Raw genomic sequence first — 26,087 nt, 5'->3', positions numbered from 1 at the left:
CCTAGGGCTGGAAAGCATATGTTGTTTTCCGGCCCTTTTTTATGGATTTAAACTTATCGTTTCATCTTTTCCATTCGTCTACACTTTCTGTTCAACCGTCCTTTAATCGCCTTTTTTACAGGGTTTTGTGCGGATATTTGTATCACTAAAATCTTATAGAACAAAAACTTAACCTTATGAAACTAGCAATTGTAACAGCGTATCCGCCAAGTAAAGTAACCCTTACCGAATATGGATACCATCTTGTAAAACATTTTAGACTTCAAGAAGAAGTAAGCGAGATTGTATTGCTTACGGACCATACCGAAGCACCAAAAGACCTTTCCTTTGAAGAGGAAGGATGTCCTATCACTGTTAAGGAGTGTTGGAACTTCAACGACCTTAAGAATATGTACAGAGTGGCCAAGGCCATCAGAAAAGAAAAACCGGATGCTGTTTTGTTCAATCTTCAGTTTTTGAAGTTTGGTGACAAAAAGGTTCCTGCCGCTCTTGGACTTTTATTGCCTTTTGTTTGTAAAATGATGCGCATCCCAACCATCTCCTTGTTGCACAATATTTTGGAGCAAGTGGATTTGGAAAATGCCGGAATCACTCAGAACGGATTCCTTCAAAAAATATACAACTTTATTGGCACCACACTAACACGCTTTGTATTGGCATCGGATGTATTGGCCGTTACCATCAGCAAGTACAAAACTATTTTGGAAAACAAATACAAGGTAAATAATGTTGCCCTTGTGCCACATGGTGCCTTCGAAACCCCACCAGCTCCCAACTACGATTTACCAAAAGGCCCTATGCAGGTAATGGCCTTTGGAAAGTTTGGGACCTACAAAAAAGTGGAGCCAATGATCGAAGCCGTTGAGCTATTGCGTACAAAATCCGATCTGGATATTGAAATTGTAATCGCTGGGACGGATAGTCCAAACACACCAGGGTACTTGGAGAATGTGAAAGAGACATACAGCCATGTAAAGAATCTAAGATTTACCGGATATGTGGCCGAGGAAGATGTTCCACATATTTTCGGGGACAGTGCCGTAGTGGTTTTTCCTTACACATCTACAACAGGAAGTTCCGGAGTATTGCACCAAGCAGGAAGTTATGGAAAGGCGGTAGTGTTGCCAGATTTGGGAGACTTGGGCATCTTGGTCAGGGAAGAAGGCTACCGAGGCGAATTCTTTGAGCCGGAGAATGTGGAATCTTTATCCAAAGCATTGGAAAGTATTTTGACCAATGAGACGTACAGAACTCACTTGGGGAAAGCAAATTATAAAGCAGCATGTTCACTGCCTATGTCCAAAATTACCGAAATGTACCTGGATCATTTTAAAGTGATACAGGCAAAAAAAGGGTTGTTGCCAACTCCTGCGCAAGAATTACAAGAAATTAACGAGACAAGCATAGCATAGGGTTTTAGGTTAAGTGTGAAAGGGGGATAACTTTAGTTAGTTGTCCCTTTTTCTTTTTTTATGATCGTATGATAGGCGGGTTTCTTCTCACCATCCATATCTATGAGGCCAAAATGCTTTTGTGGTGCTTTTCGCCAGGGTTTTCTACCCACCACTTGTGTTGGCACGGTTTCAAAATCGTGCAGGGTCCAAATAAAGGAAGGAAGCTGCTCCTCTTCCAAAACAATTTGTATTTCAGACAAATAATTGGCTTGAGCCTCTTTTGAGTTGGAAAACAAATTCCAAATACCACAATAACTCGATTTTCCGTATTCTTCCAACACCATCGGCTTTTCCCCAATCGCTTTTTTTAAGGCAGCGACTCGCTCTTTTAGATTTTTTGGTTCTTCGTAATAATGGAAAGAAACAAAATCCACTTGCTCGACCAAGTTTATCGCCGCTTCGGGGGCAAACCATCCAATGGTAATAGGGTGGATGCTATCCTTCTTTTTAATGAGTTGTGCCATTTCCGAAAGCCAACCCAGCACATTTTCCTTATCACGACTTTCAAAATCGAGGTCAGGTTCGTTTTTTAGGTCCCATCCCAACAAAGCTTCATGATTTTGTAATCGGGAAACTACGGTTTCTGCGTGTCGGTGCGTCAAGGTCCAGTCCATTAGCTCATAATTCCCATAAAAATCGAATAGGGTGACCAAAACTTTCAGGTTGTTTTGCTGTGCCAAGTTTAGCAATTCTTCAAGCTGGTCAAGATATTCAGTTTTTACCGAAGCAGCCCCGAATGTTTCGTAGGGAACAAATACCCGAACGGAATTTAAACCTAGGGATGTTATGGTCTCAAAATCAGCATTGATGGCCTCGATGTCAAAATTCTTCCCGAACATATCCCATGGGTTATCCTTTGGATAATAGTTGATTCCCTTTAATGAGTTCACATTGAATGAAACCTCTTCCCTTTGTGCTTGGACTTCAGGTGGATTTTGAATTTTAACCATTTGCCGAACCCGCCAAAAACCATCTTCCAATATTAGAATGACCTTATAACTGTGTATAGTCTTTTGTTGCTGCAGGAATTGCCCGTTAGCGTATATTTTTTCAACCTGAACCACATGGTTATCGGTAAGCACGGCCAATTTCCCATCCAAACTATAAAACTCCAATCGAGGATGATGAGCTAGGGTAGTGGCTTCTATCCGAACTTGATTGTCCAGATTGTTCTTGATCAATTGTTTGAGATGTTCTCTGGCGTCTTCGGTGTAGTAATCTTCAATTCCAAGTACGTCAAAAGTTGATAAGGCAATATTTTTTACATACCAAGCATTGATATAGTCTTTTTCGAGTTCGGTAAGGGCCTGTTGGGATATTTTTCTGCCACGTTGCCCATTGGTTGTCCATACGATTTTAGGTTGATAGGCTTTTTCAATAGCACCGCCAATATGAAGAATGGAAGACTTGTCCGCCCCAGTGTTCAGAAAACTCCAAGCGGCCGCCAAACCATAAATGATACCTGCATTTAAGGCCAAAAAGCTCAATAAGAGCAAGGATCTATATAGGTTTTTCCGAGCCATCATTCAGTTTTATGGTTAACCGATTTTTTAATTCCTGCTACAATTACAAATCCCTTGTGGGTATTCGCATTTATCCCTTCGGGAAGTTCAAATGTTCCCATTCCTTTTCTTGTGGTACTACTTAAAGTCAGTACTGACTTCCCATCTGAATCTTGCATTTCCAATTGGATGCCCATACCATCGGGAACCCATTGGCCCATATAACTAAGAATAGGTCCAACGCTTATGAATCGGCCATCTTTCGAGCTATCCACCACATAATCCATTACGGCTGCATCAAAATTCAATTTTAGGCTATTGCTTTGTGATAGTCCACTGATGTGTGCTTTTACCTTCCACTCCGTTGCCACCTCGGGATGGAGCATTTTGCCTGTTGCAACACCGTTCAAGGTAGTGCCGTACGTCTGTAAACTATTGCCAGAGGCATCCTCGACCACAAAATTGACCAAGGTTCCATCGGCAACAATATTATTGTTTTGATCTCTAATGGTTGAGGTGGTAAAGGAAACTATCTGATTACCATCCGCATAGCTATGCTGTCTTTCAAAATTGATAGCGAAATCAGCAGCTTTAGTGGGCAGAACGCTCACTGTAAACTCTTTGGATATTTGATTCTCAAGACGAGACCCTATAAAAAGTTCGCCAACGGATGCTTTATTTCCGACATAGGCAAAAGAAATCATATCCTGTACCGATGTGGTGTTACTTTTTTGATCGGACTTGAACTTTTCTGTTAACGTGATTTGAGTACTATCTGGCATGGGGTTTCCAAACTTGTCCTGTGGCAAGGATACGATCATGGCTTGGTCTTTTTTATCCGCAAAAATGCTGGTTGGTCCCAAATAGGTTTCCATGGACATGGCCAAGGTAGTACTAGGTCTTATGAAAAAGTCACCTGTAGCGGTTATCGTTTCATTGCCAATTAATTTCCATTGCACCCACCCGCTTTTTTGGGCAACAGTTGCTGGAAGCGAAAATGTTAATGAGGTTTGTGTACTATCCGCAGGTATGGCTATAGTGCCCCAACCATTTTGAATCAATAGGAGTTGGTTCTCTTTTTCTCCATCAAACTGAAGGGTAATGGCTTCGCCGGCTATAAACTCCTTTTGGGTAGTTGTGATTTGAATGACCTTTACCGTTTTTCCCAAATTGGCATCAACAGGTTTGGAGCAACTGATTGCTCCTAAACATACTAACCCTATATATTGCCAAAATTTCATCTATTTGGGATTACCGATATAATTGTTCAACTCCACTTTAAAATAGTGGTAACCTTCTCCGTTGTATGGACGCATCATTTCCCATTTAACCGCTTTGTTTCTATCTGAAAAATAATTTTTCGTGATTTCAGCATTGGGAGTTCCATTCACGTAACAATTTTCCAAACCCTCTGCAATCACCTCGATTTCTTTCAAGTCCAACATAGGAATTTCGAAGCTCTGTTTCCGTTGGATACGGATGCCATCCAATGTAAAATGATGATCCACCCACAAAATATCCCCTTGGTCCGAATAGTAGGAGGTCAAAATTTGAGGTATGGTCACCTCTTGGGTACCGTAATTAAATAAGGTCCCCGTTAATAGGTTTTGGTCCAAGTGCCAGTTTTGCAAGGCCACCGATTTATATAGATCAGAAGTGGCCACGTTGCCGGCACATTGCAGGTCAAATGTAACAGGTTGCTCTTCCAGGCTGATCGGGGTAAATTGGTCGGGATCAAAAGTGGGGGGCAGGGTATCCTTTGTGGACGACCACGCAATACCTTCAAAATCTATTCGGAAAGATGTGGTTTCCTTTGGCATTAGCTTGTGTTTGGCATGGAATTTTACATCGTGCTGTGCCAATTCCTTGTCGTTTTCATTGTACAGCGTGCCTTTTATGGAGACATCCGCAGGTACATTATCGATATTCTGAAGCTCTCCAACAATACTGTAACTGCCCTTATATTTTACCAATTTTGCCGACAATACCTCTAAAATGGGTTGACGGAGGATATCCTCATGGTAGGTTTGCTGTGTGGTTATCCGTCTACGACCGTGATTGTAATATTGGGTTTGGTTGGACGTGATCAATTGGTTGGGCGGAATATCGTTGTCCACTTTTTTGGGTTTGATGTACCACTGTCCGTTCTTTTTTACGACCGTGTGTTGATAATTGCGGGCCACTTTCTCCAACGGCGTGATCCATTTGGTGGCCACTTCCATTTCCACATAATTTTTAGATGTTTTGGTTTCAGTGATGCCGATTGCGTCCAATTTGGCGTAGGAACTCAATAGGCCGTCGGTAACCGAAACTTCCAACATATATTGAGAAAGACTTACTTCTTCTTCTGGGTCTAAATAGGAATGTGCTCTTTCAAATTCTTTAAAATCCAAGGCATCATAATAGGCTTTTACTACATTATTAGCGCTTATTTGGGTAGCATTGTCCAAATAAAAATGATAGATACCAAAAAGGAAGATACCGATAATACCAATGGCCCAAACTCCATTTACAAAGGAAAGTCCTGAGGAAATCCCATTGTATTTAGGTGCGTGATGAAAATAATCGTCCAACGGGGCAGCTTTTCCCTTAAGCTTCCAGTACCACGGAATTTGAATATTGATGATAAACGCCAGAATCAAAGTCCCTACAGGAATCAGTCCCCACATCAGTTTCAAGAAATTGGGTACGTCATCTTTGGGAATTACCTTGGGCAAAGGGGAGATGTTGAGACGCTCCCAGACCATAATGCCGTTCTCCAATTGTTGCAGGCGCTGCCATCCACAGAAATAGAGAATGGGGTCGTAAAACTTATCGTTGGAAAAAATGTATTTCAGATTGTATTTTTCAGGAACGGTCAAAAATTGCTGTAGGGAACCAATGCCCTCCACACCCCTGAACTTTGAATTTTCCAACCGTTCAATGGCCCTAGTGGTCAGTTCGGGCAACCTACGTGCGGAATGATAGTTGCCATCCACCGTCATGGCATTGGTCTGTGCGGACAGCCATGCCATTTGATCCCCAAAACCGAGCGGTAAATAGCGCCATCTATCGTGCTCATCTTGATTTAGAAAATTAACAATGGGCAGCATGTTTATTTTCTGTGGCTGGGAGGGCCTAAAATAATTTAAGCTCATGGTAAAAATGGCCATGGAAATAAAACTGATGCCCAATCCACCGGCCAAAACATAATGTAGTGGTTTTTTAAAGGCTTTTATCAATTGTTGTCTAAAGTCACCTTCTACCAATCTAAATACAAATTCGCCAAAAATGGGCAGTGCCATAATAGTGGCCCAAAGCGTAAATCTATCCAACGTAAGGATATTGAACGCGGTATCTCCCAACAACATTTTGGGCAAGGGCGTAGTGCCTCCGGTACCCAATAGGGTCAGCATGGAAAAGGACAATCCAAAAAACAATAATCGTTTACTGTAGAATCGATAAAAAAGATAAGGCAATATAAAAATGAGTACTCCCCAAGGGATGAGAAAAAAGACCAAGCCCGAAGAGGTTACCTCCAGAAAATTATCGCGAGATCCATGCGGAATCGGAACCTGTGTGATCGGATTTTTCTTGGAATTGACCCAATAGGGCAATATACAGCCTACAATGGCGACTAAAGAACCGCCACCAAATACAACAATGCGCCAAAACAATCTCTTGAACTGTTGCAAAAAAACCTTGAATGTGATTTTGGTGTTGATGCCCACAGCTTCCTTACAGGCGTCCATAATTACCAACCCTATCAATGGAAAAATAAAAAAAACCATACCAAAAATTGGGGTCACATGATGGGAGGTTACAGTAACCGCAATCATGGAAAGCGAGGAAATCAACTTGAACTTTCTGCCGGTCTTTATCCACATGTAGATTTCGGGCAGGGCGTGCATTAAAATGGAAATGCCCATTAAACTGGGCAATTGTCCGAAAATGTGCAAGGTTTCCAAAAACATGGACGAGAAGGCCGCAAGCAGGGCAGTGTATCCTGCGATTTTACGATTGGCCGTAATGACCAACGCAAAGCGGTATGCTCCGGTGATGAACAAAGCAATGATAAACAGGGCCATGGTAAACAATCCGAACTTTAACCCTCCTACATAGGAAAGCAAAGCCATACACTGGTGAACCAATGGAGGATACCCTTGTACGGTAAACCCGGTGTACCAGCGATAATCCCATGGTTCGAACCAGCTGTTTGCGTAGTGGTCGGCAAAAAATAGGTGTATAAGGGCATCATAGGTGGATTCCAACGTAAAAAAGATGGTTGCCCCGTGAAAAATAAGCCCAAAAACCAGCGCAATGGCCAGTGTTATGTTGGTTTGTTTTTGCATTGATATCTGTCAGAAAATATAACAGTATAAAGGTCTAAATATTGTTGGAAATACGATGAACTATCCATCGGCTCAGCTTTACCATTCGTCTACACTTAATTGATTTCCAACTTTTTTCGGAAATGTAAAACAACGGTTAGTAATAGATTTGCTTCAGAAATTGTTCAAAAACCTAAAACTTAACCTATGAAAATTTTAGCAATAGACGATCAGCAACTAATCCTACTTTCGGTTCAAAGAAAATTAATCGAGTATGGATACAACGTAAAAACGGCTACTTCTGGAAAAGAAGGAATCCAAATTTTTGAAGCGTTCAACCCTGATTTAGTGATCTTGGACATGAACATGCCGGAAATGTCGGGTTTGGATGTAATCGCCAAAATAAAAGAAATCAATATGAATACGCCGATATTGGTAATGTCGGGAAATGATGATGAGGAAGTAATCCTGAAAGGTTTCGAACTTGGGATTTACGATTATATGAAAAAGCCTATCAGTTTGGACGAAATGGTAGCTCGCGTAAAACGTACTATTGGAGCTCCATCGATCGTGTTCAATCAAAAAGGAAATACAACCCAGAAAATCCAGAAAAACTGCGTGGGTGTAGTAATTCCATGTTACAACGAAGCGGAAAGACTTTCTGGAAAGGAATTCCAGGATTTTGCAAAGAAACATCCAGGTTATCACCTTTGCTTTGTTAATGATGGAAGTACGGACAACACTCTTGAGGTTTTGGAAGAAATAAGAAGAGGTAACGAAGAAGCCATCAGTATTTTCGATTGTAAAGTGAACGGGGGAAAGGCGGAAGCAGTTCGCCAAGGAATGTTGCACTTGGCCAAAGACGACCAATTCGATTACTTAGGTTACTTGGATGCAGATCTCTCTACAGATTTCGCTGATTTTGATGAATTGGTTCGTACCATCGAAGGTTCTAATTTTGATATTGTTAGTGGTTCCCGAATTAGTAGAATGGGGGCTGATATAACCAAGGAATCTGCCAGAAAAATCATTAGCAAGACGATTAACCTGATTATTCAAAAAATCTTGGGTATGCCTTTTAAGGATACTCAATGTGGTGCCAAGGTAATGCGTCCGAATACAGTAAAATCGGTTTTCAACAAACCATTTAAAACAAGATGGTTGTTCGATGTGGAAATTTTTAAAAGAATGGGAAAAACGTATGGAAGGGAAAAAGCAACATCTTTAATTTGTGAGCAGCCTTTAAAAAGATGGATACATGCAGATGGTTCTAAATTGTCCATGAAGGATTCCATCAAGATTCTATGGCAATTGGGTCAGTTGTCCATAAAGTACAAATAATTCACACCGATTACGTTGTTAAGAATCTTGTTTAAGATGTATATGACGTTGATTTGGCCATAAAAAAAAGAGCCGCATAACTATGCGGCTCTTTTCTGTAGTGAAAAGCATTTTATTTGCTTTCCAGGAAATCTTCAAAGGACATAAGTGCTAGTTCTTGTTTTTTTAGATACTTGTCCTTCAATTTGGCAAATTCTTTTTTTGCATTATTGAACCTTTCGGTTATCACCTCAAAGTTTTTAAGTTCTGCAGCAGAAGGTTTATCGTAGCTCGAGGCCACCTTACTGTAAAGGTCGGCCATACGCTCGCGCAATTGTGGCTCGGCGGCACCAACATAGTTGTCGCCGGTAGTAATCACCAAGGTTTCCTTGAGGTTGTTTAACTTTTCCTTGGTTTTTTTATCGCCCGTTGTGGCAGCGTTTTCTACAATTTGGTCCAACTCGTAGACCAAATAGGCGAGCTCTTGGGTCATGTTGTACAACTTCATGGTGGTGGCCTCTTTAAGTTCGCGATCTTTGGCCGATAAAGGCGAATTCTTGTCGTTCACTAAGTTGAACGTATGCTCAAAAGTTTCTTTACCTTTTGTTATAACGGCCTTGTAAGTACCCGCTGGGACCTGTGGTGCCGTGAAACCTCCGAAGCTAAAGGTTTTTCCTTTTGCTACTTTCGGTGTTTTTCGAGTGTAGTTCCAATTTACCACATTTATTCCTTTGGACTTACCTGGACCTAGCTCTGCAATTTGGTTCCCTTCCATATCTTCAATGACCATCGTCATTTTTCCAAAAGTGTGTCTCTTTTTTAAGTAATACTTAATCTGAACATCTTTTGTTTTGCTATTGCCAACGAATTGTGTTTCTGTCCCAAAATTTCCACCAAATGAGCTGGTTTCGCTTATTTGGGTATCGGGCGTATCGAAAAAATGTAGGTTTTTGGTCAGTACATCGTTGTTTATGCTCCTTAGTGGAGAAATATCATCTATAATTATAACACCTCTTCCATGTGTTCCCATTACTAAATCGTTGGTCTTTTTGTGCAGTTCAATATAGTGGACTGCGACCGAGGGCATATTGTTTGTAAATTTTTTCCAATTTTTTCCGCCGTCCATGGTTATGTACAATCCAAATTCAGTGCCTAAGAACAAAAGATCTGGATTTTCATAATCTTCTTGGATATTTCGGGCAAAGCCGACCACATCATCGGAGATTACGCTTGTCCATGTTTTGCCAAAGTCAGTGGTTTTGTAGGCATACGGTGTCATATCGTTCATGGTATGCCCATCAAACACGGCGTAAGCGGTACCTTTATCAAAAACACTGGCCTCAATGTGATAGCACCATGTATTTTTGGGCAACCCTGGAATGTTGGCCACGGTGTTCGTCCATGTTTTGCCACCATCTTGGGTTACTTGAACATTACCGTCATCCGTGCCCACCCAGATTACATTTTCATCTACAGCGGATTCGGCAATGGTAAAAATGGTGGTATGGTTTTCGGCTCCAGAATTATCCATGGAAAGTCCACCCGAATCTTCTTGATTTTGTTTTGCAGGATCATTTGTGGTAAGGTCCGGAGAAATAATTTGCCAGGTATCTCCCATGTCCTCCGATTTATGAAGGTATTGGCTGCCCATATAAAATCGGTCCGGTTGATGGGTACTGATCGCCATTGGCGCGTTCCAGTTCCATCTTAGTTTTTGGTCTTCGCTTGCGGGAAGGGGTTGAATGGTCTTGGTCAATTGTCGTTCGGTATCGATTCGCCAAACATTTTCCGCTCCCTGCATTTCCGAATAAATAATGGGTTTGGTCGGGTGCTTCAACACACGGAAACCATCTCCGGCTCCAACAGAGTTCCAGTCACGTGCCTCAACTCCACCAGGGGAAGAGGAAGGTCCCCACCAGCTACCATTGTCCTGCAATCCTCCGTATATATTGTAGGGTTCGGCATCGTCCACACTTATGTGATAAAATTGGGAAAGTGGCAAATTTTCAACTATTTCCATAGTTGTGCCACCGTCCCAGGTGCGATAAACTCCACCATCCGTACCTACATACATAATACCGGAATCTTTGATGCTAAATACAATATCATGAATATCGGAGTGCATGTTTCCGAGATTCTTAAAGGTTTTTCCGCCATCTCGTGAGATGGAACCACTAAGACCGCCCTTGACAACAACATCTTCGTTTTGTGGGTCCACAACAATTCTCGAAAAATAGAATGGTCTGACCGTAATTCCAAAGTCGTTGTTCAATTGCTCCCAAGAGGCACCGGCATCGTTACTGCGGTACAAGCCTTTGCGTTCGTCTTTTTCCGCTTCGATCACGGTATAGAGCACTTTGGGATTTGAAGGTGCGACTGCAATGGCCAATCTGCCCAATTTTCCCTTTGGAAAACCATTGTGGATTTTATTCCAAGTTTTTCCGCCATCGGTAGATTTATAAAGAGCACTTTTATCACCGCCGGACTCAAAGGACCAACCAGTTCTACGAAATTCCCACATGGACGCATAAAGTACATTTGGGTCGGTTGGGTCCATTGCTAGGTCGGCGCAACCGGTTTTTGGGTCTACATATAAAAGTTTCTCCCAAGTGGCACCCCCATCGGAGGATTTAAAAACACCCCGCTCCTCACTATCGCCCCAAAGAGCGCCAAGTACTCCAACATATATTTCTTGCGAGTTGTTCGGATTAACGATAATGTTGGCAATACGTTCGGATTTTTCGAACCCTATTTTGTTCCAGTTGGCACCCCCATCTGTGGTTTTATAGAGTCCATCGCCAACAGAAACGCTGTTTCTGGTCCAAGTTTCGCCGGTTCCAACATAAATGGTCTTATCCGGATCGTTTGGATCCAATGCCACTGCACCTATGGATTGGCAGTAATCGTCGAATATGGGATTGAACGTAGTGCCTGCGTCATTCGATTTCCATACTCCTCCACCGGCGGTACCTGCATAGACGATCCTACTGTTGGTAGGGTGTGCTTCCATGTCGTTGATACGGCCACTCATTAAGGCGGGTCCAATATGCCTTGCGGACAAGTCTCCGAAAAGGGCCTTTCCATCAATATCATCCAAGGTTTGAGCGTACCCCAAGGAAATAAAGCCGACCGCGAAAACGGTCAATGCAAAACGTAGTTTTTTCATGTTGTATAAGGTTAAAAAAAAGGCCCTGAACAAAATAGGGCCTTAAGTTTTGATTTTTATTTTTTCTCGGTCTCGCCTACTTCTTCTGGGAAAGCAAACTCAGCATCATCGATGGTAGGATTGAGTTCGATAGCGTCAATGGTAATGGGTTGTGATTGACCATCTTTTACTCCTTGCGTCATGGAAAAGGCAAAGTACATTCCATCCACTTCTTGATAGTCGCTCATGGTAATTTCGCTAATTTGACCTTTGGCGGGTCCCGATTTAATTTCGGAATGTATGGCAATGGGCACAAAGTTGTCCACATCAAAGAAATAATAAGAAATGTCTTCTTCTTGGTTGCCATCGATCGTAACAGGTTCTTTTACCAATTTTATTTTAAAGGTTTCGGCACCATCAATGGTTTCTTTTCCAAGGAGCTCCACTGTATACCCTTTTTCTTTGTAATCGATAAAGGAATCGGGAAAGTCATTGGTGTTCAATTTAAAATTGGAAGTAGATTCCGCATCGGATTTTTCTGCCTTCATGGTCATGAAATTGTGACTCCAAAGGGTCTCTCCATCAAAAACTCCTTGTTTGATAGTGTTGCCTTGGAATGTAATCTTTGTCATTTGACGACCATCTTTCAAATTATAGATTTCCAAGGGTATTTCCATTCCGCCCTGGTTAACTTTAGCGGTCATTTTCATTCCTTCAATGCTTTTCCACGCATCAAGTCCACCGGTATTCTCAAAATAGTTTTCCAATATTTCATCGGCAGTTTGCGCCTGTAGTGGCATAGTCAGGGCAAAAGCAATCAGTGCAATGGTGATTTTTAGTGTTTTCATCTTTAAGTTTTAATGTTTGATAACCATAAGTATTAAAGGTAGGTGAATTGTTACATCATTTGGGAGGACTTTTTATAAAAAAATTAACAGATCGTACAATTTGTCAATAATATTCGCAACGATTTTTTATAGATGGGTTGTTAGGTGTTCTTACTATCTATCAAAGGGTTGGGTATTTACTGTTCAACGGGAATTGATAGGAATTCTGCCAATGACCATTTCAGATTGACTAGGTATTTAGTAGATTTGGGAAGAAACCAAACTATCTGACTCACTCATGATTCTAAAACAAAGACCTTTTTATTTTCTGTTTGCCTTTTTGTTGACCTGCGCAACCTTTGCTCAGGATTTTGAAGCGTTGCAATACCGGACCATTGGTCCTGCCCGTGGAGGAAGGGTAACTACCGTTACCGGAACGGTAATGCTGCCCGGAACTTTTTATTTTGGCGCAACAGGTGCCGGGGTGTGGAAAACCGAAGACTACGGAACCAGTTGGCACAATATTTCCGATGGATTTTTTAAAACTCCTTCGATAGGAGCCATCGAGGTGGCGGCCAATGATCCGAATATTATCTATGTAGGCACAGGTTCGGATGGTATCCGAAGCAACATTATATCCGGTAAGGGGATGTACAAATCCATAGATGCAGGTAAGACCTGGGAACATATTGGATTGGAAAATGCCGGACAGATCGGGGCAGTTGAAATTGATCCGACCAATAGTAATATTGTTTGGGTGGCCGCTATTGGCAATGCATTCCGTTCCAACGAGGAGCGAGGTATTTACAAAACCATCGATGGTGGAAAAACCTGGCAAAAGATGCTTTATGTTTCGGATGAAACAGGATTTGCCGATTTGGAACTGCTGCCAGGTAACCCCAATGTAGTGTACGCGGCCGCTTGGAAAGCTCGCCGTACCCCTTGGACCATAGATTCTGGCGGTAAAAATAGCGAAGGCGGCATATATAAATCCGTAAACGGCGGCAAAGACTGGGAAAAACTGGAAAATGGTCTGCCAAAAGGATTGATCGGAAAAATTGATTTGGCAGTGTCAGCAGTCGATTCCAGAATATTGTATGCCGTGATCGAGGCACCAGATAAGGACAGAGGCTTGTACAAATCCGTGGACCAAGGAAAATCCTTTACCCATGTTTCCGATGATATTAGATTGGTGAACCGACCTTTTTACTACACGAATATAGAATTGGACCCTACCAATCCAGATGTTGTTTTTTCCAATGCCAATCCTTTGATTAAATCGGTTGATGGAGGAAAGACTTGGAAACGTATGAGTGTTCCGCATGGGGATAACCATGATATTTGGCTAAACCCAAATAACCCAGATCTTTTGATCCAATGTAACGATGGTGGCGCCAATGTTTCCCACAACGGAGGAAAAACGTGGTCCACACAATACAATCAGCCAACCGCGGAAATCTATCAAGTGGCCGTGGACGATCAATATCCTTATTGGGTTTACGGGGCGCAGCAGGACAATACCACCATTGCCATTCCGAGTGTGGCACCCTTGGCAACCACAACTCCCAACGAAACCATTATGATGAATGTTGGTGGTTGCGAAACAGGTCCCGTAATCCCAATGCCGGGCAACCACTATATCGTCTACAACAATTGTAAGGGCCGTTTTAGTGTTTACAGTAAAAAAACGGGTCAGAGTCGCGAATATTCCATTGGCGCATCAAATATATATGGGCACAACCCTAAAGACCTTAAATACAGGTTTCAGAGGGTGGCTCCGATTCATGTATCCCCTTACGACCCAGAGGTGGTTTATATGGGGTCGCAGTTCTTGCACAAAACCAACAATGGAGGTAAAAACTGGGAAATTATTTCTCCGGATCTTACCGCCAATGAGCCGGACAAACAGGTGATTTCTGGAAATCCTATCACACGCGATATCACCGGAGAAGAGTATTACAGTACACTTTACTCCATTAAGGAATCCAAAATAAGTCAAGGATTAATTTGGACGGGCTCCAACGATGGGGTGATTTCAATTACTAAAGATGGTGGAAAAACATGGAAGAACATAAGCCCGAAAAAGATGCCCAAAGGGGGCAGGGTAGAGTCCATTGAGCCATCAATTTATAACCCGGCCAAGGCCTACATAGCTGTGGACCGACATTTGTTGGGCGATGAGACCCCTTATATTTATAAAACTGAAAATTATGGGGAAAGCTGGGAGTTGATGACCACAGGCAGCAATGGAATCCCATCGGATCATACGACTAGGGTAGTCCGAGAAGATCCTATCCGCGAAGGACTTTTATATGCAGGTACCGAGTACGGTATGTTCATATCGTTTGATGATGGGGAAACATGGAAGAAATTTCAGCAAAACCTACCGGTAACACCAATTACCGATATTACTTTGTTCCGCGGAGACCTTATTTTGAGCACAATGGGGCGCGGCTTTTGGATATTGGATCAGGTTACAGCACTTCAAGATGAAAACATTACACGACTTGACGATACCCCGGTGTTGTTCAAGCTGCACGACACATACAGGTACCAAACACCCTGGGGCGGGGAATTTCCGGAGTACCCTTCGACCAGTGTAACCATAGATTACTATTTGCCATCGGATATCAAAGATGGAGTAAGTCTTCAAATTTTGGATGCACAGGGAAATGAGGTAGCTACTATTGTTAGTGATTCCAACAAATTAAAGTCGACCACCGAAAAAGTGGAAAACATGAACTTGAGCATGACTTTTGTTTATATGGACGAAAAGTTGGAGACAAAAAAAGGGTTGAATAGATTTGAATGGAATCTCGAACAAAAAGGGCCATGGGCCAAAAATGAGAAGAGAAGGTATAAAAATGGCCCCATGGTCTTGCCAGGAAAATATACAGCTCGCTTAACCGTCGGGGAACAATCCTTCGAAAAGCAGTTCGAGGTATTGATGGATCCAAAATTGGAAGGCGATGGAGTGTCTTTGGCGAACATGAAAGAACAACAGGAACTACAATTTAAAGTTATCGAATTGCTGTCCGAGGCAAGAATGTTACAGGATAAGGTCGAGAACAAAATCGAGGAACTGAAAATGGCCAAAGCAAGCGAAGATGAACTAAAAAAGTACAAACAGGTCTTGAGCGAACTCAAAAATGCCGAAGGAGCCTACCCAGAAGTGGTCTTGGTGTCTCAAATCACCTATCTCTATTATATTTTGAGCGGTGCCGATAAGCAGCCAGGCCAAGAAGAAAAAGATAGTTATCAGGAACTGTTGGCCCAATTTAATGCCCTTAAACAAAAAGCCGGGCAATAAAATATAAAATCCCCCTAATCTAGGGGGATTTTTAATTGTTGCTCCTTATTGCAGTTCTTCACAATCAAAACCGTTGCTCTGCAATAGCAAGGAAACTACTGATGCTTTTAGCCTTTGGGATTCAACGCGAAGAATATTGTCGCAATCTTCAAGGTCAAAGTTCCAGCAACCTTTTTTCTCTATCAATCTGTTCAAAGATGGGCGAAGCAGTTGTATTTCGTCCTTTTTCTTCACAGATGTTTTAAACACAAGGACCGCCATTCTTACTTAACTACGGTCGTAAAAAAAAGGGGGCTCAACATCCAAGGCTCGCAAATACACATACCCTTGTCCGCGGTGGTGAATCTCATTGTCCACAAAGTATTGCAATTGGGATAGTACGGAACCTTCAAATTGTCCGAACAGCTTCATGTTTTCCTGAAAACGCGCTGCGTTCAGTTGTTTCCACAACGTATTGATTTCTTCTGTGTCCTGGTCCCATTTTTTCAAAAAATCGGCCTTTGTGGACCCATAATCTCTATTTTCGTCCAATTCACTGGTATGGCCAGATACAATTTCAGTGAGCCCGGGAACGGCTATGGCCAAAAGTTCTTTCACCATTGCGGCAAAAGGTCGCATTCCGCCAATACTGTAATTAAAAAACTCTTTTTCCGGGAAAGCTTCAATAACTTTTCGAGTCAGGTTTCGGTGACCCTGATAATGTCCCAAGAACTGTTCTGGAATTATAACTTGGGCTGTTGTTTGTTCATTAATGGTGTTTTCCATGTAATTGTGATTTAAAGGATTATTGTTTCTTGGAACAAAATTATGAGCGGTAGGTGACAGCCTTATGTCAGTAGTAAAAATCAAAATAAAAAAAGTGTGCTGACAAACTGTTGTCAGTCCCTTTGGATAGTTTTGATGCTTATTAATAAAGAACAAATGAATAAATATGAGCTGGAGGAGACCATCCATCCTTGGATTGAAATCCTATCTTTGGGAGATAGCTCACACAATTTTGGGAATGGATACCGTAAAACGTTTTGATAGGATAGTAGCCATATTGATACAGCTGCAGAGCAAACGAATTGTAAAGGCGCGGGATCTTGCCGAACGATTTGATGTGAGCTTAAGGACCATATATAGGGATATAAGAACATTGGAAGCTTCCGGGGTTCCCATTATTAGCGAGGCAGGAGTGGGGTATTCGATTATGGAAGGGTATCGATTGCCACCAATAATGTTTACCCGTGAAGAAGCTGGAAGCTTTGTGGCCGCAGAAAAATTAATGAAGCAATTCATGGATAAATCCTTGGGCGCCTATTACGAATCCGCAATGTTCAAGTTAAAATCCATTCTACGGGGTAGGGAAAAAGAGTGGGTGGAGGCATTGGAATCCCAAGTTTCCATTATCCCTGGTCAAGTTTTGTTCAATGATCAAGTACCCAATGCCCTGGAAATATTGTTCGAGAGTATTGCAGAACGCAAGCAAGTGTTCTTAAGGTATGAATCTTTGCGCGAGGAAACGCCATCGGAACGGAGAATAGAACCTGTTGGACTTTTTAACGAAAATGGATTTTGGTACATTTTGGGCTATTGCCATCTACGAACCGATTACAGGCACTTTAGAACAGATAGAATCCATAAAATAGCGAGAACTACGTTGGATTTTTTGTTGGAGCATGGTACCATTGCAGAACATCAGGACAGAAAGAAGGAAGTTTCCAAAACCAAAGTAAAGATATTGGTGGACAAAACCGTGGCAAAATACATTCAGGGACAGACCAAACATTACGGTCTAATTTCCGAAGAGACAAAGATAAACGGAGTGGAAATGACGTTTATGACGAGCGATATGGCCAATGGATTTGCCCGTTGGTATCTAATGTTCGGGGATTATGCAAAAATTATTGAGCCCCAGGAATTAAAGGACCGCGTTTTGGAAATATTGGAGAAAAGTAAAAAAAGACTCTCCACATAGATCAGAGTTTAATTACTATGGATTTGTTCACAGACCAAATAGCGCCCGACTTTAATCTACTGCCATATGATGGCACTGTACATTATTTTGGCCCGGTAATGGAAATTGACCGAGCTGACCATTATTTTCAAAAACTTTGGGAATCCATAGCATGGGAACCAGATATTGTGCACTTGTTTGGAAAGCGTATCGTTACCAAACGGAAAGTGGCTTGGTATGGTAGTCGCCCATTTGAATATACATACTCCAACAACACTAAAAAAGCCTTGCAATGGACCAAGGGGCTTTTGGAACTAAAGGAACTTGTCGAAAAGCATACCAAAGAAACCTATAATACCTGTTTGCTTAACTTGTACCATAATGGGGAAGAGGGCATGGGTTGGCACAGCGACGACGAAAAAGAACTTAAACCCGATGGAGCAATAGCCTCTTTAAGTTTTGGAGCCGAAAGAAAGTTTGTTTTTAAACATAAGTCCACAAAAATAAAAGTAGATCTTGTGTTGGATCATGGCAGCTTATTGGTCATGAAAGGATTAACACAAAAATACTGGCAACATCGCTTGCCTCCCACCAAAAAGGTGCATAAGCCTCGAATCAATCTAACATTTAGGAGCATCGAGGTAATGTAAGGCCCTAAATAGTAATAATCATTTGGTAATAGGGATATGCCATATTTATTCAGGAAAGGAAAGTATATTGCGATAAACCGATTGAACTACATCCAATGAAAAATTTCTTTTTTATATTTTCCTTCTTGTTCTCTTGTTTGATGGTATCGAGTCAGACCATCGATGTGATTTCGTATAACATTCGCTACGACAACCCCGATGATGCCCCGAACAACTGGGATAACCGTAAAGAGTTTCTCATCGCACAGCTTAACTTTTACCGCCCCGATGTGTTTGGTATACAAGAAGGGTTGATCCATCAGGTAAAAGAAATCGATAGCGGATTGGAAGACTATGCTTATTTTGGTGTAGGGCGTGATTTTGGCGATGAACGTGGTGAACACACGGCCATTTTTTACAATACAAAAACAGTGGCATTGATAGATGAATCTACCTTTTGGCTTTCCACATCGCCCCAAACCCCTTCCAAAGGTTGGGATGCCGCTTTGCCCAGAACATGCACGTACGGCGTTTTTAAAATTAAGAACAGTGGTGCCAGATTTATGGTGTTCAATACACATTTTGACCATAAAGGCGATCTGGCACTAGAAAAAAGTTCCAAACTTATCCTTAAAAAAATAAAAGAACTGAACCTGGAAAATTATCCCGTAGTGGTTACCGGAGACTTTAACTTGGAAAGCAACAGCAAGGGAGTGCAGATAATTTTATCCGAAATGAAGGACAGTTTCGAGGAGGCCGGCAAAAATGCTTTCGGCCCCAAGGGCACCTTTAACGGATTTCGAATTGATAAAGCTGTGGAACGCAGGATCGATTACATTTTTGTCTCGGATGAGTTTAAGATCATTAAAAGCGCAATTTTAAGTGATTCCGACGATGCCCGGTATCCTTCCGACCACCTTCCCGTTTTTACTCGACTAAAATTGGAACACTAAACGCATCTGGAAGGTAACCGTTGCCTCCATTTCTTATGTTGTTCCCCTTTGTTATTTGTATTGATTTTAAGTAAGCCCCAAAAAACTAAAAACAATGTTAATTTTTAGGGGGATGTAGCTTAGAGCCGCCCATTGTGTGCCTAAAATTAGTTACCTTCAAAAGGAATTAATCACAATTATGGCATCATTTACATTAAACATCAACGGAAAAAAACAAGAGGTCGATGTGGATCCGTCCACTCCCGTTCTCTGGGTTTTAAGGGACCACCTTAATTTGGTCGGCACTAAATTTGGCTGTGGTATAGCCCAATGCGGCGCATGTACGGTTCATATGGACGGCACTGCGACCAGATCTTGTATGCTAACCGTATCCATGGTCGGCAATTCGGAAATCACCACCATCGAAGGTTTATCGGAAGAAGGTGACCATCCAGTGCAAAAAGCTTGGCTGGAGGTGGATGTGCCTCAATGTGGGTACTGTCAAGCAGGACAAATAATGACTGCTTCCGCACTTTTGGAAAAGAATCCAAACCCAACGGATGAAGAAATAGAAATGGCCATGAACGGAAATATTTGTCGTTGTGGAACCTATACCAGAATCAAAAAAGCCGTAAAGTTGGCTGCTAAATCATAACACTTAAACTAGTATCATGACACTTGTAAAGACCAAAATAGGACGACGCGCCTTTATTCGAAATACGGGATTGGCCGGTGGCGGACTTGTGATAGGGTTTAGCTGGTTGGCTTCGTGTAAAATGACTCCAGAGCAGGTAAATAGCCTGCCAGAAGAGTGGTTCGATCTTAATGGTTTCCTAAAAGTAGGGGACAATGGAATGGTGACCATAATGTCGCCCAACCCAGAAATAGGTCAGAACGTAAAAACATCCATGCCCATGATCATTGCCGAAGAGCTGGATGTTGCATGGAAAGATGTGATTGTTGAACAAGCACCCTTAAATACCGATATTTTTACCAGACAATTGGCCGGGGGCAGTCAATCCATTCGACAAGGATGGGAAAGTTTACGAATGGCCGGAGCTACGGCTCGCCATATGTTGAAAGAAGCTGCCGCGCAAGCTTGGGGCGTTTCAGTAGATGAAATTACCACAAAAGACGGTGTATTGACCCACGAGGGAAGCGGAAATTCGGCAGGATATGGAGAAATGGCCTCTGCGGCCACAAGTATAGAAGTGCCGGAGGAAGTTACATTGAAAGATGCAGGTGACTTTAGCATTATCGGCACGGACAAGAAAAATGTAGATGGCAAAAAAATAGTTACAGGCCAACCTCTTTTCGGCCTGGATACATATAGGGAAGGTATGCTTACGGCCATGATCGTGCATCCGCCCGCCTTTGGCATGAAATTTAAAAGTATGAATGCCGAATCGGTAATGTCCATGCCAGGGATCAAAGAAGTGTTTCATTTTGAAGCCTACCCCGAAGATGTTGAAAGACAATGGTCGGATGGCGGTGCAATACCCGAATTGGTGGCCATAGTTGGCAATAGCACTTGGGAATGCATGCAGGCAAAAAAAGCACTTAAAGTAGAATGGGAAGAGGTGTCTCCCATGGAAAGCACTGCTTACCATAATGACGAACTCGCAAAATTGCTGAATAAGGCCCAAGAAGTACCTGCAAGAAAGGATGGTGATGTGGAAGCAGCCTTTAAAAAAGCGGCAAAAATTGTGGAAAGTACTTATTCCGCACCCTACTTGGCGCATAACACCATGGAGCCCATGAACTTTTTTGCGCACGTAACACCAGAAAAAGCCGAACTTCTCGGGCCAATACAAACCCCGGAGTTCTTGGAGAAAACATTGGTTTCTCGATTGGGTATGCCTGTAGAAAAGATAGATGTAATGATGACCAGAATGGGCGGAGGATTCGGCCGTCGGTTGTACGGTACGTTTGCTGTAGAAGCAGCATCCATATCCCAAAGGTTAAATGCACCGGTGAAATTGGTCTATACCCGGGAAGACGATATGACCCAAGGAACGTACCGACCATCGTACAAAGTAAGGTTTAAAGCCGGATTGGACGAAAACGGAAACCTGATAGCTTGGCATGTACGTGGCGCAGGTACCAACGATGATCTTATTTTTGAAAATCGTTTCCCCGCAGGAGCCGTGGACAACTATTTGGCGGAGAAGCATAGCTTACAGACCAATGTTACCACAGGGGCGTGGAGAGCACCACGATCCAATTTTATTGCAGGAGCCGAACAAGCTTTTATGGATGAGGTGGCCGAAGCCGCAGGAAAAGACCCATTGGATTTCCGATTGGAACTATTTGATAGGGCAATAAACAATCCAGTAGGTGAACCGGAGAAGAATGATTATGATCCAGCGCGTTACGCAGGGGTTCTAAAATTGGTGAAAGAGAAAGCCAATTGGGGAACCGATACAGGAAAGGCCCGAGGAGTCTCCGCTTACTACTGTCACAACTCTTATGTGGCACAAGTATTGGAATTGGAAGAAGGTGGTGAGATGCCAAGAGTGGAGAATATTTGGTGCGCCGTTGATTGCGGAATTGTGATAAATCCCATTGCGGCAAAAAACCAAATCGAAGGCGGTATGATCGATGGAATAGGACATTCGACCTATAGTGCATTGACATTTGAAAACGGCAGACCTGAGCAATCCAATTTTGATACCTACCGATTAATGCGCCATTCCGAAGCCCCAAAAAATATTGAGGTACACTTTGTGGACAACGGCATAGACCCAACAGGCTTGGGAGAACCATCCTTGCCTCCCGTAATAGCTGCGTTATCCAATGCATTGTACAAAGCAACAGGAAGACGTTTCTATAGTCAACCTTTTATTAATGATAAACCGCCATTGGTCGGCTGATGATATAGATTCAAAATAAATGTTCAGTAGCTGACCAGTAGAAGTTTTTTACTGGTCAGTTTTTATTTATTTCTTTTTAGAATTTTAAAATTAAAATCCAACGTGTTTGTTTTCAATATGTTAAGGGTGTTTAATTTTTTTTCAAAAAACCTTGCCGTATCGGATTTTTAATTATGTTTGCCCCATAAAATGAGTTCACCCAATGTGGACGCATTGCCTATAAGCTTTGAAGACTTTTTTCATGTTCGGGCTTTTGGGGATAAGAAAGTCTACCCAAAAAGCCGTCTTGAGATCAAGACACCGAATATACGGGCTGACTTTCGAAGAACGACATCTTTTTAACCGTGATTTTTCACGGACTCCCTACTTTGTACCGTATACCGTTTTTGAATTTCGTATCTGAGTACCTCCTGTACTTCAGAACCTTTTCTATCTATCAATAATTACATTTTTTTACGAAATTCAAAATGAAAACAAAATACATCGACCTGATCGAGCAGACTTATGATTTCCCACAAGAGGAATTTAAATTAAAAGACAATAAACTTCAATTCCATGGCATAGATCTGAACGATTTGGCGCAACGCTACGGTACACCTTTAAAGTTTACCTACTTGCCCAAAATTTCACATAACATTCAAAGGGCAAAGGGATGGTTCAATTCAGCTATTGAAAAACATAAATATGCTGGAAAATACCACTATTGTTATTGCACAAAGAGTTCGCACTTCGAACATGTACTGAACGAAGCACTAAAGAACGATATCCATATCGAGACCTCTTCCGCTTTTGATATCAACATTGTGGAGCACTTGAAGAGTACAGGGAAAATCACCAAAGACACCTATGTGATCTGTAATGGTTTTAAAAGAGACCAATATGTACAAAATATAGCCCGATTAATAAACCATGGCCATAGCAACTGTATCCCGATTATTGACAATTATGAGGAAATCAATCTGTTGGGCGAGGTTATTGATGGAAAGTTCAAAATCGGTATCCGTATTGCCTCCGAAGAAGAGCCAAAATTTGAGTTTTATACCTCTCGATTGGGAATTGGGTATAAGAACATAGTTCCGTTTTACAATCAATCCATAAAACCCAATGATCAGGTAGAGCTTAAAATGCTTCACTTCTTTATAAATACGGGAATACGGGACACCGCCTATTATTGGAACGAGCTTTTAAAGTGTTTAAAGGTATATATCAACCTAAAAAAAGTGTGCCCTACGTTGGATAGTCTAAATATTGGAGGGGGCTTTCCCATAAAAAACTCTTTGGCGTTCGATTATGATTATGAATATATGGTGGACGAGATCATTCATCAAATAGGTCAAGCATGCGAGGAAGCCGGGGTGGATGTGCCTAATATCTTTACCGAGTTTGGAAGCTTTACCGTGGGCGAAAGTGGAGGTAACATTTACGAAGTGCTGTATCAAAAACAACAGAACGATCGTGAAAAATGGAACATGATCAATTCATCTTTTATTACCACAATGCCAGATTCTTGGGCGATTAGCAAGAAGTTTATTTTGCTATCGATTAATCGTTGGAATGAGGAATATGAGCGCGTGCTGTTAGGGGGATTGACTTGTGATAGTGATGATTACTATAATTCGGAGCAGCACATGAACGCCATTTATTTGCCCAAATACAAAAAGGACAAACCCTTGTACATTGGTTTCTTTAATACTGGAGCGTACCAAGAGACCATAGGTGGATTTGGCGGATTGCAACACTGTTTGATTCCCACTCCCAAACACATCCTTATAGATAAAGATGAACATGGAAACATAAACACACGTGTATTTGCCGAACAACAGACTGCAGGAGAGTTTCTGTCCATACTTGGATATGGGGACAAAAAAACCGACACTGAACATGTGGAGGACAAGGAATTGCAAGAATCCATAAAAAACTGAAAAGGAAGTAATTAATAAAATGAAAACAGAAAAAACATATGCTGGTATTCCAAAGGAATACGGCTCGCCGGACAAGGCAAGAGTAGTATTGTTACCAGTTCCGTATGATGGTACCAGTACTTGGGGCAAAGGCGCGGACAAAGGTCCCGATGCCTTCTTGGAAGCCTCGGAAAATATGGAGATCTACGATATTGAAACTGATAGCGAGGTTTACAAACAAGGGATCTATCTGGCAGAACCCATGGGAGAATTTGATTCACCTGATGTCATGGTCGAAGCAGTTCACAAGACCGTGAAGGAATACATCAACCGTAATAAGTTCGTGACCATGGTAGGTGGGGAACATTCCATTTCCATAGGGGCCATTCGTGCATTTAACGAGTGTTTTGAAGACCTTACCGTATTGCAAATCGATGCGCACGCCGATTTACGAAAAGAGTACGAAGGAACTAAGTACAACCACGCTTGTGCACTTTATGAAGCCAACGAAACAACCAATCTGGTGCAAGTGGGAATCCGTAGTATGGACCATGCAGAAACCCTGGTAATGGATAGGGACAAAGTATTCTTTGCCCATGAAATGATCTCCGATGACTTTTGGATGGATTCTGCCCTTGATCTGATGACGGACAATGTGTATATCACTTTTGATCTAGATGCCTTCGACCCATCCATATTGCCATCTACCGGAACACCGGAACCAGGTGGACTGTTTTGGTACGAAACCCTCGATTTTTTGCGTAGGGTGTTTAAGGAAAAGAATGTGGTAGGTTTCGATATCGTGGAACTATGCCCAAACGAGGTGGATAGATCATCCGATTTCTTGGCCGCCAAGCTTTACTATAAAATGTTGAGCTACAAATTTGTAAACAACAACGAATACATGGACGAAGACTTTGAAGATAGTGATGAAGACTTCAAAATGTCCAAAAACAATTTAGATTACGATGAATAACAAAGGAGAAATATCACAATTCATTCAAAAATATTTTTTGCATTTTAACTCTGCCGCACTTGTAGATGCTGCAAAAGGCTACGAGGACCAACTGAACCAAGGTTCCAAGATGTTGGTGTCCTTGGCCGGAGCAATGAGTACTGCAGAACTAGGAAAGATATTTGCAGAAATGATCCGTACCGATAAGGTGCATATTATATCCTGCACCGGGGCCAATCTCGAGGAAGATTTAATGAACCTGGTGGCACATTCCCACTACAAGAGAGTACCCAATTATAGGGATTTGACCCCACAGGAAGAATGGGACCTTTTGGAGAATGGATTGAACAGGGTTACCGATACCTGCATCCCGGAAGAAGAAGCGTTTAGAAGGCTGCAAAAACATATTTATGACATTTGGAAAGAGGCCGACGAAAAAGGAGAGCGCTATTTTCCACATGAGTACATGTACAAACTTTTGCTTTCGGGAGTGTTGGAACAGTACTACGAAATAGACATTAAGGACTCGTGGATGTATGCAGCTGCCCAAAAAAACTTGCCAATAGTGGTTCCAGGTTGGGAAGACAGTACCATGGGAAACATATTTGCCAGCTACGTAATCAAAGGCGAGCTTAAGGCCAGCACGGTAAAATCCGGTATTGAATACATGACATTTTTAGCGGATTGGTATTCCAAAAATTCTGAAAAGGGAATTGGCTTTTTTCAGATTGGGGGAGGAATCGCCGGAGATTTTCCAATATGTGTAGTGCCAATGCTGTATCAAGATCTGGAACAAACGGATACCCCGTTTTGGAGCTATTTCTGTCAGATCAGTGATTCCACCACCAGCTATGGCTCATATTCAGGGGCCGTGCCCAACGAGAAGATTACCTGGGGCAAGTTGGATATAAACACGCCCAAGTTTATCGTGGAATCCGATGCGACCATTGTGGCACCGCTGATTTTCGCCTACCTGTTAGATATGTAATC

At 42.1% G+C, this 26,087-nt stretch carries 18 protein-coding genes; 11 read left to right on the top strand and 7 right to left on the bottom strand.

Annotation, left to right across the window (positions count from 1 at the left end):
- The first annotated feature begins 176 nt into the window (after positions 1-176).
- Complete coding sequence (locus tag ABTP35_RS00750; RefSeq protein ID WP_293294782.1) at positions 177-1,412, top strand: glycosyltransferase; 1,236 nt, start codon at positions 177-179, stop codon at positions 1,410-1,412.
- Positions 1,413-1,444: 32 nt separating this feature from the next.
- Here ABTP35_RS00750 and ABTP35_RS00745 read toward each other — a convergent pair whose 3' ends face one another.
- From ABTP35_RS00745 to ABTP35_RS00735, 3 genes are read right to left on the bottom strand one after another with little or no spacing between them, the layout of a single operon-like run.
- Complete coding sequence (locus tag ABTP35_RS00745; RefSeq protein WP_375334341.1) at positions 1,445-2,980, bottom strand: cellulase family glycosylhydrolase; 1,536 nt, start codon at positions 2,978-2,980, stop codon at positions 1,445-1,447.
- Positions 2,977-4,197, bottom strand: coding sequence for a hypothetical protein (locus ABTP35_RS00740; RefSeq protein WP_293294786.1), 1,221 nt, complete (start codon positions 4,195-4,197; stop codon positions 2,977-2,979). The genes ABTP35_RS00745 and ABTP35_RS00740 overlap by 4 nt, the downstream gene beginning before the upstream one ends.
- Complete coding sequence (locus ABTP35_RS00735; protein ID WP_293294788.1) at positions 4,198-7,287, bottom strand: hypothetical protein; 3,090 nt, start codon at positions 7,285-7,287, stop codon at positions 4,198-4,200. It lies immediately after the preceding gene.
- Positions 7,288-7,473: 186 nt separating this feature from the next.
- Here ABTP35_RS00735 and ABTP35_RS00730 point away from each other — a divergent pair, with 186 nt between their 5' ends.
- Positions 7,474-8,607, top strand: a complete 1,134-nt coding sequence (locus ABTP35_RS00730; RefSeq protein WP_375334340.1) for a response regulator — start codon at positions 7,474-7,476, stop codon at positions 8,605-8,607.
- A 112-nt stretch (positions 8,608-8,719) separates the two neighbouring features.
- On the opposite strand, the gene ABTP35_RS00725 is transcribed toward ABTP35_RS00730, so the two are convergent.
- Entirely contained in the window at positions 8,720-11,752 is a 3,033-nt protein-coding gene (locus tag ABTP35_RS00725) for a hypothetical protein (RefSeq protein WP_293294790.1), read from the bottom strand.
- Positions 11,753-11,808: 56 nt separating this feature from the next.
- Positions 11,809-12,579, bottom strand: coding sequence for an outer membrane lipoprotein-sorting protein (locus ABTP35_RS00720; RefSeq protein WP_252080043.1), 771 nt, complete (start codon positions 12,577-12,579; stop codon positions 11,809-11,811).
- A 277-nt stretch (positions 12,580-12,856) separates the two neighbouring features.
- Here ABTP35_RS00720 and ABTP35_RS00715 point away from each other — a divergent pair, with 277 nt between their 5' ends.
- Complete coding sequence (locus ABTP35_RS00715) at positions 12,857-15,868, top strand: hypothetical protein (protein WP_293294794.1); 3,012 nt, start codon at positions 12,857-12,859, stop codon at positions 15,866-15,868.
- A gap of 45 nt (positions 15,869-15,913) precedes the next feature.
- Here ABTP35_RS00715 and ABTP35_RS00710 read toward each other — a convergent pair whose 3' ends face one another.
- Together ABTP35_RS00710 and ABTP35_RS00705 are read right to left on the bottom strand one after the other, a co-directional pair.
- Positions 15,914-16,102: a hypothetical protein gene (locus ABTP35_RS00710; RefSeq protein ID WP_224836546.1), complete on the bottom strand. Its 189-nt coding sequence runs from the start codon at positions 16,100-16,102 to the stop codon at positions 15,914-15,916.
- A gap of 33 nt (positions 16,103-16,135) precedes the next feature.
- The gene (locus ABTP35_RS00705) at positions 16,136-16,633 is read right to left on the bottom strand and encodes a DinB family protein (protein ID WP_293294797.1); all 498 of its coding nucleotides are present in this window, start codon (positions 16,631-16,633) and stop codon (positions 16,136-16,138) included.
- Positions 16,634-16,871: 238 nt separating this feature from the next.
- On the opposite strand from ABTP35_RS00705, the gene ABTP35_RS00700 reads away from it, so the two are divergent.
- The 8 genes from ABTP35_RS00700 (at position 16,872) to ABTP35_RS00665 (ending at position 26,085) form a co-directional block, all read left to right on the top strand.
- Positions 16,872-17,828 (top strand): helix-turn-helix transcriptional regulator, encoded by a 957-nt coding sequence (locus ABTP35_RS00700; protein WP_375334521.1) that lies wholly within the window; start codon positions 16,872-16,874, stop codon positions 17,826-17,828.
- A gap of 17 nt (positions 17,829-17,845) precedes the next feature.
- The gene (locus ABTP35_RS00695; protein ID WP_293294801.1) at positions 17,846-18,457 is read left to right on the top strand and encodes an alpha-ketoglutarate-dependent dioxygenase AlkB; all 612 of its coding nucleotides are present in this window, start codon (positions 17,846-17,848) and stop codon (positions 18,455-18,457) included.
- 95 nt (positions 18,458-18,552) lie between these two features.
- Positions 18,553-19,389 carry an endonuclease/exonuclease/phosphatase family protein gene (locus tag ABTP35_RS00690; RefSeq protein ID WP_293294803.1) on the top strand — a complete coding sequence of 279 codons (837 nt, stop codon included), beginning with the start codon at positions 18,553-18,555 and terminating at the stop codon, positions 19,387-19,389.
- Positions 19,390-19,567: 178 nt separating this feature from the next.
- Complete coding sequence (locus tag ABTP35_RS00685) at positions 19,568-20,023, top strand: (2Fe-2S)-binding protein (protein WP_224836551.1); 456 nt, start codon at positions 19,568-19,570, stop codon at positions 20,021-20,023.
- A gap of 16 nt (positions 20,024-20,039) precedes the next feature.
- Positions 20,040-22,241 carry a molybdopterin cofactor-binding domain-containing protein gene (locus tag ABTP35_RS00680; RefSeq protein WP_293294806.1) on the top strand — a complete coding sequence of 734 codons (2,202 nt, stop codon included), beginning with the start codon at positions 20,040-20,042 and terminating at the stop codon, positions 22,239-22,241.
- Between the two features lie 467 nt (positions 22,242-22,708).
- Positions 22,709-24,163 carry an arginine decarboxylase gene (locus ABTP35_RS00675; protein ID WP_293294808.1) on the top strand — a complete coding sequence of 485 codons (1,455 nt, stop codon included), beginning with the start codon at positions 22,709-22,711 and terminating at the stop codon, positions 24,161-24,163.
- 19 nt (positions 24,164-24,182) lie between these two features.
- Entirely contained in the window at positions 24,183-25,118 is a 936-nt protein-coding gene (gene speB, locus ABTP35_RS00670) for an agmatinase (RefSeq protein WP_224836554.1), read from the top strand.
- Complete coding sequence (locus ABTP35_RS00665; RefSeq protein WP_224836555.1) at positions 25,111-26,085, top strand: deoxyhypusine synthase family protein; 975 nt, start codon at positions 25,111-25,113, stop codon at positions 26,083-26,085. The genes speB and ABTP35_RS00665 overlap by 8 nt, the downstream gene beginning before the upstream one ends.
- Positions 26,086-26,087: the final 2 nt, after the last annotated feature.

Origin of the sequence: Flagellimonas alginilytica (assembly GCF_042134605.1) — a bacterium.
In the GTDB taxonomy this organism is placed as follows: domain Bacteria; phylum Bacteroidota; class Bacteroidia; order Flavobacteriales; family Flavobacteriaceae; genus Flagellimonas; species Flagellimonas alginolytica.
This window is presented reverse-complemented; position numbering and strand designations above follow the sequence as displayed.